14 protein-coding genes and 1 riboswitch are annotated in these 15,054 nt (G+C 64.0%); of the genes, 6 read left to right on the forward strand and 8 right to left on the reverse strand.

All coding sequences use genetic code 11. The annotated features are described in order from the left end of the window. Window positions 1-48 precede the first annotated feature (48 nt). On the forward strand, window positions 49-1,134 hold the full coding sequence (locus F7D09_RS00615; protein ID WP_152233501.1) for a PPK2 family polyphosphate kinase: 1,086 nt from the start codon (window positions 49-51) through the stop codon (window positions 1,132-1,134). A gap of 83 nt (window positions 1,135-1,217) precedes the next feature. Here F7D09_RS00615 and F7D09_RS00620 read toward each other — a convergent pair whose 3' ends face one another. Next, on the reverse strand, window positions 1,218-1,472 hold the full coding sequence (locus tag F7D09_RS00620; protein ID WP_152233502.1) for a hypothetical protein: 255 nt from the start codon (window positions 1,470-1,472) through the stop codon (window positions 1,218-1,220). Between F7D09_RS00620 and F7D09_RS00625 the strand changes: the two genes are divergently transcribed. From F7D09_RS00625 to F7D09_RS00635, 3 genes are all read left to right on the forward strand, one after another. Next, window positions 1,471-1,911, forward strand: coding sequence for a hypothetical protein (locus F7D09_RS00625; protein ID WP_152233503.1), 441 nt, complete (start codon window positions 1,471-1,473; stop codon window positions 1,909-1,911). The two genes, F7D09_RS00620 and F7D09_RS00625, sit on opposite strands and share 2 nt — an antisense overlap. Window positions 1,912-1,991: 80 nt before the next feature. Further along, entirely contained in the window at window positions 1,992-2,321 is a 330-nt protein-coding gene (locus F7D09_RS00630; RefSeq protein ID WP_152233504.1) for a hypothetical protein, read from the forward strand. 338 nt (window positions 2,322-2,659) lie between these two features. Next, window positions 2,660-5,227: a DEAD/DEAH box helicase gene (locus F7D09_RS00635; RefSeq protein WP_152233505.1), complete on the forward strand. Its 2,568-nt coding sequence runs from the start codon at window positions 2,660-2,662 to the stop codon at window positions 5,225-5,227. 120 nt (window positions 5,228-5,347) lie between these two features. Here F7D09_RS00635 and F7D09_RS00640 read toward each other — a convergent pair whose 3' ends face one another. The 5 genes from F7D09_RS00640 to F7D09_RS00660 all read right to left on the reverse strand — a co-directional run bounded on the left by F7D09_RS00640 (window position 5,348) and on the right by F7D09_RS00660 (window position 7,909). Beyond that, a complete protein-coding gene (locus F7D09_RS00640; protein ID WP_152233506.1) occupies window positions 5,348-5,782 on the reverse strand; it encodes a hypothetical protein in 435 nt (144 codons plus the stop codon). Between the two features lie 59 nt (window positions 5,783-5,841). Continuing rightward, the gene (locus F7D09_RS00645; protein ID WP_152233507.1) at window positions 5,842-6,552 is read right to left on the reverse strand and encodes a hypothetical protein; all 711 of its coding nucleotides are present in this window, start codon (window positions 6,550-6,552) and stop codon (window positions 5,842-5,844) included. A gap of 219 nt (window positions 6,553-6,771) precedes the next feature. After that, window positions 6,772-7,296, reverse strand: a complete 525-nt coding sequence (locus F7D09_RS00650) for a hypothetical protein (protein ID WP_152233508.1) — start codon at window positions 7,294-7,296, stop codon at window positions 6,772-6,774. 50 nt (window positions 7,297-7,346) lie between these two features. After that, window positions 7,347-7,601, reverse strand: coding sequence for a Txe/YoeB family addiction module toxin (locus tag F7D09_RS00655; RefSeq protein WP_152233509.1), 255 nt, complete (start codon window positions 7,599-7,601; stop codon window positions 7,347-7,349). Window positions 7,602-7,603: 2 nt separating this feature from the next. Continuing rightward, window positions 7,604-7,909, reverse strand: a complete 306-nt coding sequence (locus tag F7D09_RS00660; RefSeq protein WP_152233510.1) for a type II toxin-antitoxin system Phd/YefM family antitoxin — start codon at window positions 7,907-7,909, stop codon at window positions 7,604-7,606. Window positions 7,910-8,125: 216 nt separating this feature from the next. Here F7D09_RS00660 and F7D09_RS00665 point away from each other — a divergent pair, with 216 nt between their 5' ends. Beyond that, on the forward strand, window positions 8,126-9,619 hold the full coding sequence (locus F7D09_RS00665; protein WP_226835790.1) for a replication-associated recombination protein A: 1,494 nt from the start codon (window positions 8,126-8,128) through the stop codon (window positions 9,617-9,619). Between the two features lie 252 nt (window positions 9,620-9,871). After that, a complete protein-coding gene (locus tag F7D09_RS00670) occupies window positions 9,872-11,377 on the forward strand; it encodes an MDR family MFS transporter (protein WP_152233511.1) in 1,506 nt (501 codons plus the stop codon). Here F7D09_RS00670 and F7D09_RS00675 read toward each other — a convergent pair. Continuing rightward, on the reverse strand, window positions 11,374-14,076 hold the full coding sequence (locus F7D09_RS00675) for an energy-coupling factor transporter ATPase (RefSeq protein ID WP_376863599.1): 2,703 nt from the start codon (window positions 14,074-14,076) through the stop codon (window positions 11,374-11,376). The two genes, F7D09_RS00670 and F7D09_RS00675, sit on opposite strands and share 4 nt — an antisense overlap. 119 nt (window positions 14,077-14,195) lie before the next feature. Beyond that, a complete protein-coding gene (locus F7D09_RS00680; RefSeq protein WP_376863597.1) occupies window positions 14,196-14,813 on the reverse strand; it encodes an ECF transporter S component in 618 nt (205 codons plus the stop codon). Next, window positions 14,798-14,949: riboswitch (FMN riboswitch) on the reverse strand. Its footprint overlaps the gene before it by 16 nt. Between the last annotated feature and the right edge of the window lie 105 nt (window positions 14,950-15,054).

Below are 15,054 nucleotides of genomic sequence, written 5' to 3' on the forward strand. Positions count from 1 at the left end.
CGTGCACCGCCTGCATCCTAGTGGTCCATGCGGGTACAATCGTGACGTATGGCCAAGGATGACAGAAGGACCGCCGACGACGGCGCAGACAAGGGCTCGTCGCGCAAGATCAAGGGATCGCCGAAGGCAAAGGACGCGTTCAGGGCGAAGGACGCAGATGCCGGCAGGCGCCTCGGCCGCATCCTCGACGCCGCCGAGTCGCGCATCGACATGATCGAGGCGAGCGCCACCCTGCCGGAGCGGCTCGCCAACGCCGCGAAATCCAGTGAGCTGCTCAGCGCCGTATGGTCGCTGCCTCCCGCGCAGCGGCTCATGTTCCACCGCGGCGTCAGCGTCGCCGACCTCGCCGAGCATGGCGCCGCCGAGACGCCGGGATTCGACGGCGACAAGGCGGACGCCGAACGGTTCATGACGCTCAGCTCATCCGAGATCGCCCGCTACCAGCGGCTCATGTACGCCAACGGCGTCAAGGGATCGACGCGGAGGCTGCTCATCGTGCTGCAGGGCATGGACGCCTCAGGCAAGGGCGGTATCGTGCGGCACGTGTTCCGCCAGGGCGACCCGATGGGCATCCACTACCACGGTTTCGGCAAACCCACCGACGAGGAGTCCGCGCACGGGTTCCTGTGGCGCGTGGAGCGTGAGCTGCCCGACCCCGGCTGGATCGCGGTGTTCGACCGGTCGCATTATGAGGACATCGTCATGCCGCACGTCTACGGCACATATCCCGAGGATGTGTGGCGAGGCCGCTACGATCTGGTCAACGAGTTCGAGAAGAGCCTTGTGGCCTCCGGCTGCGCGATCATCAAGATCTTCCTCGTCTCCAGCCGCGACGAGCAGCGGCGGCATTTCCTGGGCCGGCTCGACGACCCCACGAAATACTGGAAGTTCGACATGTCCGACCTTGACGCGCGCGACCGCTGGGACGACTACATGGCCGCATGGCAGGAGGTGTTCGAGAAGACGAGCACGTCGGCCGCACCCTGGCACCTGGTGCCCGCCGACAACCGCTGGTATTCGCGCGCCGTCGTCTCCGAACTGCTGCGCACGACGCTGCGCAACATGAACATGACCTGGCCGCCGCTCGCCGACGGCATCGACCCGGACGAGGTGCGGCGCCGGCTCGCCGATTAAGGCGATGCGTGGTGTCATGCGGGAATGGCCGTCGGCAGTGTCGCCGGCGGCCTGTTGCGTTCCGCGGAACACGGGAAAATGCGTCACACCATGCTATACTGACCAGTAGTGATGCCGAGGTTGGCGTCACCGGTTTCAGGACGCTCGTCCTCCTCCTTCTGCACGTTCCATTGCGTGCGCACCATACCGTTGCGTTGGCTTGACTTCGTGATCGTCCATATGGGAATCGCCTCCGGTTTTTCATATCCGTTTTCGTCCAGTCCGCGACATCGTACCGGTCGAGCGGCATCCAGTGAGATGCCGCGAACAGAGAGTCCAGAGAAAGGACATGTCATCATGAACGAATCATTCGATACGATGCCGGGCGGTGCGGGAGCCGCCATGGCCGTTCGTGAAGCGGGCGGCAGCGTCGCCGGTCGGCGTTCCGGAGCCGTTCGTCTCGTCGCCGCGTTGTGCGCCGCGCTGCTGGCGATGGTCGCGCTCTCCGGCTGCGGGTTCGGCGGGTTCAGCATCCAAGGCCAGTGGGAGAGTGTCGGCGACGGCACGTGGGGGCTCGTCACCCGCAAGGGCAAGGTCGTCACGTTCCACGAGTCCACCGCGAACCTGTTCAGCCCGCGCGACACGTACACGTTGACGAAGAACTCCGACGGCAGCTACAAGCTGGAGGTCACCGGTCTGCTCGGATCCGGCGGAACGTTCCACGTCACCACGAGCGGCAACGACCACATGACCCTCACCGCCGGCGACATCACGCTCGAATTCAAACGGGTCGGCTGACCGCCGGACTCGCACCGGACGCGCCGTCTGCCGTCCACATCCAACGATCTTTCCCATCAACAGACATCAAGGAGACCATCATGAAGAACATCACGAAGATCATCGCGGCGACCGCGGTCGCGACCGCATGCGCGGTCGGCCTGAGCGGCTGCAGCATCCCGTTCCTGAGCAAGGCGTCGAACACCACCTGCGAAGAGTACGGCAAGCAGGACTACAGCGACCGTTCGGACACGATCATGAAGATGATCGAGGAGCACGGCTTCGACTCGACGAGCAGCGTGTGGGGCACCGTCTCCATCGGCGCCAAGGTCGAGGTGTTCTGCGGCGCCGCCGTCGGTTCGGACGCCACGCAGAACCTCAACTCGAAGATCGAGGACGCCATCGACTGGAGCACCGTCGGCAAGGACTGACGGGTCGCTGAGGGCAGCCGACGGTCCTGCCGCCGTGCCGCCAGCCCCGCCAACTCCCGGCTTTCTCCCATTTCGCAACCCTGAAACGGGAGAAAACCGGGAGTCCGGCTATGCTATTCCCGGTTTTCTCCCATCTGACATCCGCCGGATGGGAGAAAACCGGGAGTTTGACTGTCCTACTCCTGGTTTTCTCCCGTTCTGGACCACTGAAATGGGAGAAACCCGGGAGAACGCATGTCGCGACTCCCGGTTTTCTCCCATCTGACATCCGCCGGATGGGAGAAAACCGGGAGCTGCCATGTCCGGCCCGGGCCGCACGGTGTGTAGACTGAGGAACCATGGCAGACAACGAGCATTACGGATCATTGGGCGCGCTCGCCCCCGCATGGGACGGCGAGGACGCGCGCAACCTCGACACCGACGAGATCTACGAGCGGTTCTTCGACTGGGTTGCGGACGTCAAGGGCATCGAACCGTGGCCTCACCAGGAGGAGGCCATCATGGACCTGCTCGCCGGCGACCACGTGATCCTCAACACGCCGACCGGCTCAGGCAAGTCGCTGGTCGCGCTCGGCATGCACTTCACCGCATTGTGCACCGGACGGCGCTCGTACTACACGGCGCCCATCAAGGCGCTCGTCTCCGAGAAGTTCTTCGACCTGGTGGAGGTGTTCGGCCGCGACAACGTCGGCATGATCACCGGCGACACGCATATCAACGCGGATGCGCCGATCATCTGCTGCACGGCGGAGATCCTCGCCAACCAGGCGTTGCGCGAAGGTCGCCACGCCGACGTCGGCATGGTCGCCATGGACGAATTCCACTATTACGGCGACTCCGAACGCGGCTGGGCGTGGCAGGTGCCGCTGCTCACGCTGCCGCGCACCCAGTTCCTGCTCATGAGCGCCACGCTCGGCAACGTCGATTCCATCGCCGACAAGCTCGAGGACATGACCGACACCGACGTGGACGTGATCGCCGACGCGCCGCGCCCCGTGCCGCTCACCTACGAGTACACGCTCGACCCACTCGACAAGACCGTCGAACTCGCGTTCCGCAAAGGCGAGACGCCCATCTACGTCGTCCACTTCTCGCAGGACGCCGCGCTCGACACCGCGCAGACGCTCGCCTTCACCGGCGTCTCCAGCAAAGAGCAGCGGGGCGCCATCGCCGACGCCATCAAAGGCGTGAAGTTCACCACCGCGTTCGGCAAAATCCTGCAGCGGCTCCTGCGCAACGGCGTCGGCATCCACCACGCCGGCATGCTGCCGCGCTACCGCCGTCTCGTCGAACAGCTCGCCCAGCAGGGCCTGCTGCCCGTGATTTGCGGCACCGATACGCTCGGCGTCGGCATCAACGTTCCCATCCACTCCGTCGTGCTCACCGCGCTGACCAAATACGACGGCGTGAAGATGCGCCGCCTGCGCGCCCGCGAATTCCACCAGATCGCCGGCCGCGCAGGCCGCATGGGCTTCGACACGGAAGGCCTCGTCATCGCCGAGGCGCCCGAATATGAGATCGAGAACCAGAAGGCCGTCGCCAAGGCCGGCAACGACCCGAAGAAACTCAAGAAGATCAAGCGCAAGAAGCCGCCGGAGGGATTCGTCACCTGGAACCAGAACACGTTCCAGAAGCTCATCGACGCCGCACCCGAAACGCTCGTGCCGCACATGAAGATCACCCACTCCATGGTGCTCAACGAGATCGCGCAGGGCGGCGACGCACGCGCCCGCATCGACCGGCTCATCGACGACTCCGCGCAGACGCCCGACCAGAAGGAGCACCTGCACCAGCGCGCCGACGAGATCTTCCAGACGCTGTTCGACACGAAGGTCATCGAGACCGAGCCGCGCGAGGACGGCGGCGACGACTACTTCCTCGACGTGGACATGCCCGACGACTTCGCGCTCGACCAGCCGCTCAGCCCGTTCCTGCTGGCCGCGCTCGAACTGCTCGACCCCGAATCCGACACGTACGCGCTCGACGTGATCTCCATGGTCGAAGCCACGCTGGAGGACCCCAAGCAGGTGCTGCGCGCCCAGGAGCGCGCCGCCCGCGACAAGGCCATGGCCGACATGAAAGCCGACGGCCTCGAATACGACGAGCGCATGGAGAAGCTGCAGGAGGTCACCTACCCCAAGCCCTTGGCCGACATGCTCGAAGCCGCGTTCGACGAATACCGCCACGACGTGCCGTGGGCGAACGACTACGAGCTGAGCCCCAAGTCCGTGGTGCGCGACATGGTCGAGACCGCATCCGACTTCACCGGGTACATCGCCCGCTACAACATCGCACGGTCCGAAGGCACGCTGCTGCGCTACCTGTCCGACGCCTACCGGGCGCTCGCCCGTACCGTGCCCGACGACAAGCTCGACGACCAGCTGCGTGACGTGATCTCATGGCTGCGCGTGATCGTGCGCTCCATCGACTCCAGCCTCGTCGACGAATGGGAGAACGCGGGCGCGGACACGTCCGCGGCGTCCGAGGCGGCCGCGTCCCTGGCCGCGCCCGGCAGCCACGCCGCCGTCGTGGAGGACCGCCGCGGCCTGACGGTGCTCGTGCGCAACGCGCTGTTCCGCCGAGTGCAGCTCATGGATCTCGACAAGCCGGACGAGCTCGGCGCGCTCGACAAGGACTGGGGTTACGGGGTTCACGAATGGGAGGACGCGCTCGACGACTTCTACGACGAGCACGAATACGTCAACACCGACGCGAAGGCCCGCTCCGCCGAGTTGTTCATGCTTGACGAACGCCACGAGCAGGACGAGCACACGTGGCGCGTGCGGCAGATCATCGACGATTCGGACGGCGACCACGACTGGGCCATCACCGGCACCATCGACCTCGACGCCACGCAGGATTCCGGCGAGGTCGTGTTCCTCGACTATGAGGTGGGCAACGAGTAAGAGCCTGCGTGCAAGGCGGGAGGCCCGGATGGCCGGTATGTGCCGGCAGTCCGGGCCTCCTGTTGGTTGGTGGGTGGTGAGCCGTGGCAGCTGTGCTATGCCGTTGCGACGGTGGCGTCGTCACGGCAGCCTGACGAATTCCGCTTTCGTTGTGCCGTCCGGGTCGATTGCGGACGTCAGCTTGACGATGGCGTCGGCATCGCCGATTTTGACGCCTTTGGATTCGCGGAGCGAGAGCTTGTCAAGAGGAAGACCGGCTACGGCGATGTTAGGGGAGCTGGGCTGCGGCGGATCGCTTTCCAGGGTGTAGTCACACAGGTACGGCGTGCCGTCCTTGGTGACAAGTGTGCTCTTGATTCGGACGGTAGTGCCAGCCTTTGGATTCGCTTTGATGATTGCCGCCACGGAGGTGTAGGTCTGGATCGTTTGCTGCTCGGTCTGCTGTTTGTCCGTGCCGCCGGCGCAGCCGGCCAGCAGCAGGCAGATCGCGGCGATCAGTGCGGCGATGAAAGTGGCAAGGAGTCGCAATCTTGTTGCGGTCGTTCTGTTATTCATCGAATCTCACTTTCGCTGTGGTAGTTGCATCCCAGTACCGGTAGCTGTCCGGCACTGCGCTAACGAGAGAGTATGTTGATGCCGCCGCGTAGCGGTGCTCCACAGGAACTTTTCCCGGTGCATATGTCCGGGGTGGAGGTGTCAGTTTCTTCGCCAGCGACTATGGTAATCGGCACGGATTGAGTGGCTAGGGTGGAGACGGTTGGAAGCGACTCGTAGTTACGGGCCGCTCTTTTATCAACTTTGATGGTGACGGAGTTGGTTTCCGGGTCGGGGTAGGCGTCAAGAATCGATGGATTACCGCTGGCCTCAGCAAGAATCTGCTGTGCCCACTCGTCCAGCTGCGCGTATGAGTAGTCGGCTGGAGTAATGGTGATGGCAACACCATACTGTTCTGCCAGCTGGGTGATGAGCGGTGTGTCCTTGGCCTCGTCCGTGGTGCTGACCGTGGTCGTACCAGAAACCGGGTCGTATGAGAATCCGCCGATCGTATCGCCCAGCTTTTCGGCGACAAGCGTGCGGAACATCATACGATCGCTCTGCCCCTCGACCCTTCGCTTGGCGGTGTCTTCGGGCAGTCCGTAGGCGTTTGCCAAGGATTTGGCGGCTTCGCCGTATTCATCGGGTTCCGTGGAATCTGTAGCTGTGTTTGCTTCGTCTGATGCTTGTGCAATGAGGCTGCGAGACGAGGAGGCTCCAATGGCAAGCAGCATCGCCAGCAGGACGCAGAGCATCATCGAGGTAAAAATATGGAGAGTTCTACCTTTCATGATGAGACCTTACCTATAGAAAGAATCGATGAGAAACCCCGTCTACACTGACCGGAGCGGCTTAGTCGGATATTTCCAACTAATGAGATGCAGCAGCCTTAAGCTATATGATTATCATATAGCAGTTTTTATTGACTCGCTTATGAAGACCATCCGCGTGTTGGCGTTTTGAATCAATCCAGGTAATTTGGATAATTAAATCAATTGCATGGTTGCCCGTCACGGCAGCCTGACGAATTCCGCTTTCGTTGTGCCGTCCGGGTCGATTGCGGACGTCAGCTTGACGATGATGTCGACTGCTCCTGAGTATTCGCCCTTGGTCTCGGTGAAATTGAATTTGTCGAAGGGCAGTCCGTAGATTGCAATGTTCGGCCTATCCGGTTGCGCAGGGTATGTATCGATGGAGACGTCGGTGACGAAGGGGATCCCGTCTTTGGTGAGGATTCCAGCTTTGATGCGTATCTCCTTGCCGACTGGCGGGTTTGCCTTGATGACGCTCGCCACGGAGGTGTAGGTCTGGATTGTCTGCTGCTCGGGCTGCTGTTTGTCTGTGCCTTCGGCGCAGCCGGCCAGCAGCAGGCAGATCGCGGCGATCAGTGCGGCGGCGAAAGTGAGGGTTTTGGCTTTCATGTTGAGGCCTTTATTTGTGTGGAGGTTTCGCTGGGGATCTCCGTCGGCACTGACCGGAGCGACTTGGCCGGATGCTTCCGGCCAATAGAGAAGGTACGCGATTGATGTATTCATTCAATTATATGGGCTTGATGCAATGACGCGCCAGCGGTTTGGACAATCGATCAATAATGATCCCGCGCCGAAAGGATGCAGAGTCTGTCGCCTTCTACGGTATAGACGATACGGTTCGCCGAGTCTATGCGGCGTGACCATGCGCCGGCCAATCCCCACTTCAATGGTCCCGGTTTGCCGATGCCTTCAAACGGTGATCGCATGATGTCGCGGATCAGCGTATTGATGCGTCTGAGCGTGCGCTTGTCCTGCGTCTGCCAGTACAGGTAGTCGTTCCACGCGTCTTCGGTCCAGCACAGTAGCATGGTCAGTCGTCCATTTCTGAGGTGGCATCCTTGGCGACGTGTGCGGCATCCGAGTCGATGAGCTTATGCGGTGTTGCCCGTCCTTGTCTTACCTGAGCCAGGCCTCGCGTGATCTTGTCGCGCAGATGGGGATTCTGATAGATGCGAAGCGTTTCCATCAACGAGTCGTAGTCGGCGGCGCTCATGACGACCACATTGTCTTCGGGGTCGGTATTGGTGACGAGCAGCATGTCGGCGTCCTGATTGACCTTGCGCATGTACGACTTGAGATTGTTGCGGAATGTGCTGTATGCGACAGCCTGGACCATGATTACCTCCTTGAGTCCTGTACATGTTATTGTACAGGACTATATGGTCGATGGGGTGTTGTTGGCTGCTACTGCGTCCTTCCGTCAGAATCCTATGGGTCCATCGCGCCCCCGCTGGCGGGGGCTGGCAGCTGCAGCTGACTGGGGGGTGGTTATCCCCGCCGGCCGACACGCTGGTGTAGAACGTTTGTTCGATGCGTGGTGTATGGTGGGCGCATGTGCGAAAACGACCTGTTTGATGTGGCGACTGGAGCGTCGGCGGACATGACCCGTCCGCTGGCGGTCCGCATGCGCCCGCAGCGAATCGAGGATGTGCTGGGCCAGTCGCAGGTGCTGGGGGAGGGGTCCCCGTTGCGCAGGCTGGCGAACCCGGCGTCCAAGGGGTCGCTGACCGCACCGAGTTCGATCATTCTGTTCGGACCTCCCGGCGTGGGCAAGACCACGCTCGCGTACATCGTCGCGAGGCAATCCGGCCGCGCGTTCGAGGAGCTGTCGGCGGTGACGGCCGGCGTCAAGGACGTGCGCGATGTGCTCGCCCGCGCCCGCAGACGACTCGTCGGCGACGGCATCGAGACGGTCCTGTTCATCGACGAGGTGCACCGCTTCTCCAAGTCGCAGCAGGACGCGCTCCTACCGGCAGTCGAGAACCGGGACGTCACGTTCATCGGCGCGACCACCGAGAACCCCAGCTTCTCGGTCATCAAGCCGCTGCTCAGCCGTTCCGTCGTCGTCAAACTCGAATCATTGGAACCCGCCCAGCTCGACGAGCTGATTCGTCGGGCACTGGAATCGCCGGAAGGGCTCAAAGGCGAGGTCAAGGCCACCGACGAGGCGGTCGACGAAATCGTGCGCATGGCAGGCGGCGACGCACGCAAGTCGCTCACCATCCTCGAGGCGGCCGCGGGCGCGGTCACCGGCGACAAGGCACGCAAGAAAGGCGCGCGCAAGCCCATCATCACGCCGGACGTCGTCGGCACCGTCATGGACGCGGCCACCGTGCGCTACGACAAGGACGGCGACGACCATTATGATGTGATCTCCGCCTTCATCAAATCGATGCGTGGCAGCGACCCCGACGCCGCCATCCACTATCTCGCACGAATGCTGAAAGCCGGCGAAGACCCGCGCTTCATCGCCCGACGCATCATGATCGCAGCGGCCGAGGAGGTCGGCATGGCCGCACCGCAGATCCTGCAGGTCACGGTGGCGGCTGCACAGGCCGTCGCCATGATCGGCATGCCGGAGGCGCGCATCATCCTCGCGGAGGCGACCATCGCCGTCGCCACCGCGCCGAAATCCAACGCCAGCTACAATGCCATCAACCAGGCGCTCGCCGACGTGGACGCCGGTCTTATCGGCGCGGTGCCGCTCTACCTGCGCAACGCGCCCACCAAGCTCATGAAATCATGGGGGAACCATGAGGGTTACCGGTACGCGCACGACTGGCCGGGTGCGGTCGCACCGCAGGAATACATGCCAGAAGTGTTGCGCGGGCGCGAATACTACCATCCCAACGACCGCGGTTACGAGCATGAGGTCGGCCAGCGTCTCGCCAAGGTGAAGACGATACTGCACGCGCACGGCGACGGCGGGCGCGGTGACGGTGCGCATGGTGACGGCGGGCACAGTGCGACAGCCCAGGGAGGCGCGACGGCGCAGGACACGCAGGGGCAGAAAGGAGACGTTCACGGCAACACACCAAAGGCATAAGCAGGTCGGGGCCTGTCGGGTAGACTGACATCTTGGCTCGGCGGAGTGTGGGTATCGTAAGGGACAACCGGAAACAACTGCCGCCGGCATGAATGGGATTTCTACATGACCTTGAAACCGATTTCGATCGTACGGGAAGACTCCGTCGTGACAGCGGAAAGCGACACAACAAGCAGCAACGCAACAAGCAGCGGCATGACAGGTAACGATATGACAGGCATCGGCATGGCGCATGGCAATGAGGGAGGCGATATGGCAGATGATACAACACGGAACGGCGCCAGGCCGGGCGCCCCGGCGCAGGACGAGCGCATCCCGATGAAGCTCATCGGATCCATCATCGCCGTCGGCTCGCTCGCCTTCGTCGGCATCCTCACCGAAACCGTGATGACCGTGCTGTTCCCCGAACTCATGGTCGAATTCCACGTCACCACCGCCACCGTGCAATGGATCACCACCATCTACCTGCTCGTGGTCGCCGCCACCATGCCGCTGTCGTCATACCTCAACCGACGCTTCCGCCTCAAAAACCTGTTCGTCGCGGCGGTGGCGCTCGCGGTCGTCGGCTCGGCGCTCATGATCGTCGGCCACGCGTTCCCGCTGATCCTGCTCGCCCGCGTCATCCAAGGCGTAGGGTCAGGCGTCGCCACACCCTTGATGATGAACATCATCCTCGAACAGGCGCCGCGCAGCAAGGTCGGCCGACTCATGGGAGTCGGCTCCCTGGTCATCACCGTCGCCCCCGCCATCGGGCCGACTGTCGGCGGAGCCATCGCCAGCGTGCTGCCATGGCGCGCCATTTTCATGATCGTCATCCCCATCGTGCTACTCGTCTCGCTGCCGGTGGGCTTGAAGTGCATCGAGCAGAAGCGGCCCACCGAGGATGCGCGGCTCAACCCGCTGCAGTTCCTTGCCATCGTGCTGGGATTGAGCGGTCTGATTCTCATGCTCAACCAGGCCGGCATCGCCATCGGCGCCGCCGCGGCCGGCACCGGTGGGGTGCTGCGGCCTGCCGTCATCGCCATCGTCAGCCTGATCGTCGGCGTCGGCTCGCTGCTGTTCTTCGGCTGGTCGTCGCGCAAGTCCTTCTCGCCGCTGATCCGACTGGGCTGGCTGCGCGATCCGGTCGTCCTGCTTCATCTGCTGCCGTACCTGATCATGCCGATCGTCGGCATCGGATTCGGCTATGTGATCACCAACGTGGCGCAGATGTCATTGGGCGTTAGCGCGTTCCTCGCCGGAGCGCTCGTGCTGCCGGGCGCGTTGATCGGCGCGTTCTTCGCCCCCGTCGGCGGTATGCTCTACGACCGTTTCGGACCGCAGAAACCGGTCCTGACCGCAATCTCGGTGGCGACGCTCGGCCCGATCCTGCTGCTCGTGTTCTCGATGCGGCTCACACCCGTCACTCTTGCGGGATTCTATTTCATTTTCGGACTGTGCTATGCGCTCGGCTTCTCCAACATCATGACCAGCGCATTGAGCGGCATCGACCACGAATTCATGCCGGACGGCAACGCCGTGTTCAATACGGCGCTCCAGTTCGGCGGGGCCGTCGGCACCGCGCTGTTCTCTACGATCCTCGGGCTCACCCAGACCGCGCTGAGCGGAGGAGCGGCGGAAGGCAGCAGCGCGTTCCGCCATGCGACCGCGGTCGGCGGCGCATGGACGTTCGCGGTCATGACCGTCATCTGCCTGACCGCCATCGCATCGCTCGTCTGCGCGTTCCGGCTGCGCAGCCGACGTGGCATCGCGCACTAGAGCAGACGCAGCAACAGCAGCGCCGTGATGTAGGCCACGCACAGCACTCCGGCGGCAATGTCGCTACCCCGGACGCGCATGGCACGCCAATGCGTGCGACGTGCGCCCTCCTCATAGCAGCGCGCATCCAACGCGAGGCTGAGATTGTCCGCATGACGCAACGCACCCGCGAACACGGGCACGATGATCGCCACCATCGCGCGAATCCGCCTGGTCGGCGATCCGGTCTCGATGCTGCCGCCGCGCGCCGACTGCGCGTCGATGATCGACCTGACCTCGTCGCCCAGCGTCGGCAGGAACCGCAACGCCAGGCTCATCACCAACGCCACCTCCTGCGTATGCCAGCCGAAACGGCGTAGCGGCGACAGCAGCGACTCGAACGCGTCCGTCATGGCGATCGGCGTGGTCGTCGCCAGAAACACCGCGCCCAACACGATCACCATCGCAAGACGGCACGAATACAGGACCGCCACCATGACGCCGCCGCTCGTCACCGTCAGCGGCCCCCACTGCGCCAGCGTCGAACCGGAGCGTACAAAGAACACATTCACCGCACCCATGACGGCGAACACGATCAGGAACATGTGCACGGAAGCCAGCAAACGCAACGGCCGCAGCCGTGCCGCGGCGATGACGCACGCAGTCATCGCGAACCCTGCCGCCAACTGCCACGGGGTGACGATCGCGAACGCGGTGAACATCAGCGCCAGCACCGAGACCATCTTCACCCGCGGATCCCACGCGGCCACGAACGAAGGACGGTGTGCGCGGCCACGTGCCTGAGAACCACGGGACTTCTCGCCGCCGTCCGTCCGAGAGCCCGAAGCCGTTTCGCCGTCAGTTCCGGTGGCGTCCATGGTCCCGGCAGCCGGTGCGGCGCCGGCGGTCTGTACTGTATCGACGGTCTGTACAGTGTAAGCAGGGTGCGCAGCATCGGTATCATGCGTGCCGTCGGCCGCTTCTCCCGCACACGACACGGGCTCCAATTCAATGATCCGATCGGCCAGCAGCTCGGCTTCACGGCGCGAATGCGTGATCATCACCACGGTCACGCCGCGAGACCTCAGCGTGCGCACCAGCTCATGGATCCGTGCAGTCGCCTCCGCGTCAAGGCTCGCCGTCGCCTCATCCATGATGAGCACCTGCGGCCGGCAGGCGATCACGCCGGCGATCGCCACAAGCCGCTGCTGGCCGCCGGACAACGCGAAGGGGGAGCGGCCTGCAAGATGACCGATATGCAGCAGACGCAGCGCCTCGTCGACGCGGGCGTGCACCTCGGCCTCGGCGAGATGCTGGTTGCGCGGCCCGTAGGCGACATCCTCGGCGACCGTTTCGGCGAACAGCTGCCGTTCCGGATGCTGCATCACATAGCCGACCTCACGGCGCAGCGCCTCGCGTTGCTTGCGCGTCAGCATGCGCGGCCTGCCTCCGGAACGCCGGTTTGCCGAAGCGACCGGCAGCCCTGCGACGGTGATCGAGCCGGCCGACGGACGTTCCAGCGCACACAGCAGACGGGCCAGCGTGCTTTTGCCGGCACCGTTCGGCCCCATGACCGCCACGGTCTCGCCGGAGCCGACCTGCAGCGACAGGTCGTCGATGATCGCGGGGCCGGCGGCCTCATAGCGGTACGACAGCCGCTCGACTACGATCGCCGGCGAAGCGCCCGCCGCAGGGGCGGATTCTGCACTCTGCGGCGTCCCATCCCCGCTGGCTGTCTCGGCGGTAGCGCTCCACGTCCCGCCCCCGCTGGCGGGGGCTCCTATAGCGTGGATGGTGGTGGTTTCGTGTGTCGAGTCCGGCGCGGTTGCCTTGGCTGCGGCGCGTAGACTCCGCACTCCGCCCCCGCTGGCGGGGGCTCCCACGCAGTGGGTGGGGGTGGTTTCGCGGCGCGTACCCGCCTCTGTAGCCGCCTGCGCAACCTCCTCCACGACGCGGCCGGCCTCCAGCCGCACCACACGGTCGGCGTGCGCGGTCTCCTCCATGTGATGCGTCACCAGCACGATCGTCGTGCCGTCGGCGTGCAACCGGGCGAGGATCCGCATCACGTCCGCGCGGGCGGTCTCGTCAAGCATCGCGGTCGGTTCGTCCAACACCAGCATCCTCGGCCGCATCGCCAGCATGCCGGCGATGGCGATACGCTGTTGCTGGCCGCCGCTCATACGCGTCGGATCGTCGTAGCGCCGTCCGGCCATGTCCACGGCCTGCAGCGCCTCCCCGATGCGCGAACCGATATCGTCGCGCGGCACGCCGAGGTTCTCCGGTCCGAACGCGACGTCATCCTCGACGACAGTGGTGACAATCTGATCCTCGGGATTCTGGAACACCGCGCCGATGCCGTGCCGCGCATCCCTATACGCCTGCGCGTCGGCGCGGCGGGTCTCGCCATCGAACACATGCCGTCCGAGCAGCGTCACGTCGCCCTCATCCGGCGCGGCAAGCCCGGCGATCAGCCGCGACAACGTCGACTTGCCTGAGCCGTTGCGGCCGGTCAGGCACAGCCACTCGCCGGGCTGAATCGTCAGATCGACGCCTTCCAGGGCCCACGTGGCGCCGCGGTCGTAGCTGAACCGTACGCCGCTCAGCACGGCGGCGGATTGCGCGAGCCGGCGGCCGGACGGCGGCTCGGCGGCGGGGGAGTCGGACGTGGTCGTGGTGTCGGATGAAAGGGGCGTTGCGGCGTGCAAAACGTCAGTGGTCAATCGGGGAGTCCTCACAGGCAGATAACGGCGGAAAACAACGATATGGATACGGCGATGCCGTCGCGGCCGTGCGCGAAAGGCGACGGCCACGACGGCATGGTCATGCGGAAAACGGAGCGTCAGCGGTTCAGCAGATTGGAGATCGGCTTGTAGATAAGGAACGTGACGACGCCGTGGATCGCGAACTTGATGAGGTTGAACGGCAGCAGCGCGGGCACGATGATGGCGACCACCGCGGAGACCGGCCAGCCGGTGTAGATCGGCGTGATGACCAGATTGCCGCCGATCGCCGCCGCCAGCGCCAGCACGGCGCCGAGCACCAGGCCGATGACCGCGCCCTTGCGTGTGTGCCAACGACGGTAGACCAGCGCGGCCGGAACCGACAGGAACAGGGCGACCAGCACCGCCATCAGCGTGCCCCACGGGTCGGCGAACACGTGCGGGACGAAGCCGAGTACGCTCACGATGGCCGCCGCGGCCGGGCCGTAGGCGAAGCCGGCCACGAGGCAGACGATGCCGGAGGGGTCGTACTTGAGGAACTGGAACGCCGGGTTCGGCAGAATCGGGAATTCGATGAAGCTGGTCGCCATGGCCAACGCCACGAACAGCGCGTACATGGCGATGCGTCGCGTGGACCAGCGGCCGGAATCCGAAACGCCGGTGGAATGCGCGTCGTCGGGACGAACCGAAGTGGAAGAGGATGAGGATACACTCATGGTGAGCTCCGTTTCTTTCATCCGGACTGTTACCGTTGGCTCCGGAATCCCACCGGATCAGCCGCTGTCGCGGGTCGCGGGCTTCGGCTGACGGACCGTTGTGTGCCGGTCGTGCCGTTACCGCCAGTAAGGAATTGCACCTTCCCTGAAACTTGCCTGATTATCTATACGCTGCGGGGTGGATTTACGACAGTAGTTGTTTCACATGATGGACGTTCGCTTGCGTAATACGTGCGGCATGTGTGCGCAGCCATCCCGATTC

The sequence above is a fragment of the Bifidobacterium leontopitheci genome, assembly GCF_009193355.1.
GTDB classification, from domain to species: Bacteria; Actinomycetota; Actinomycetes; order Actinomycetales; family Bifidobacteriaceae; genus Bifidobacterium; species Bifidobacterium leontopitheci.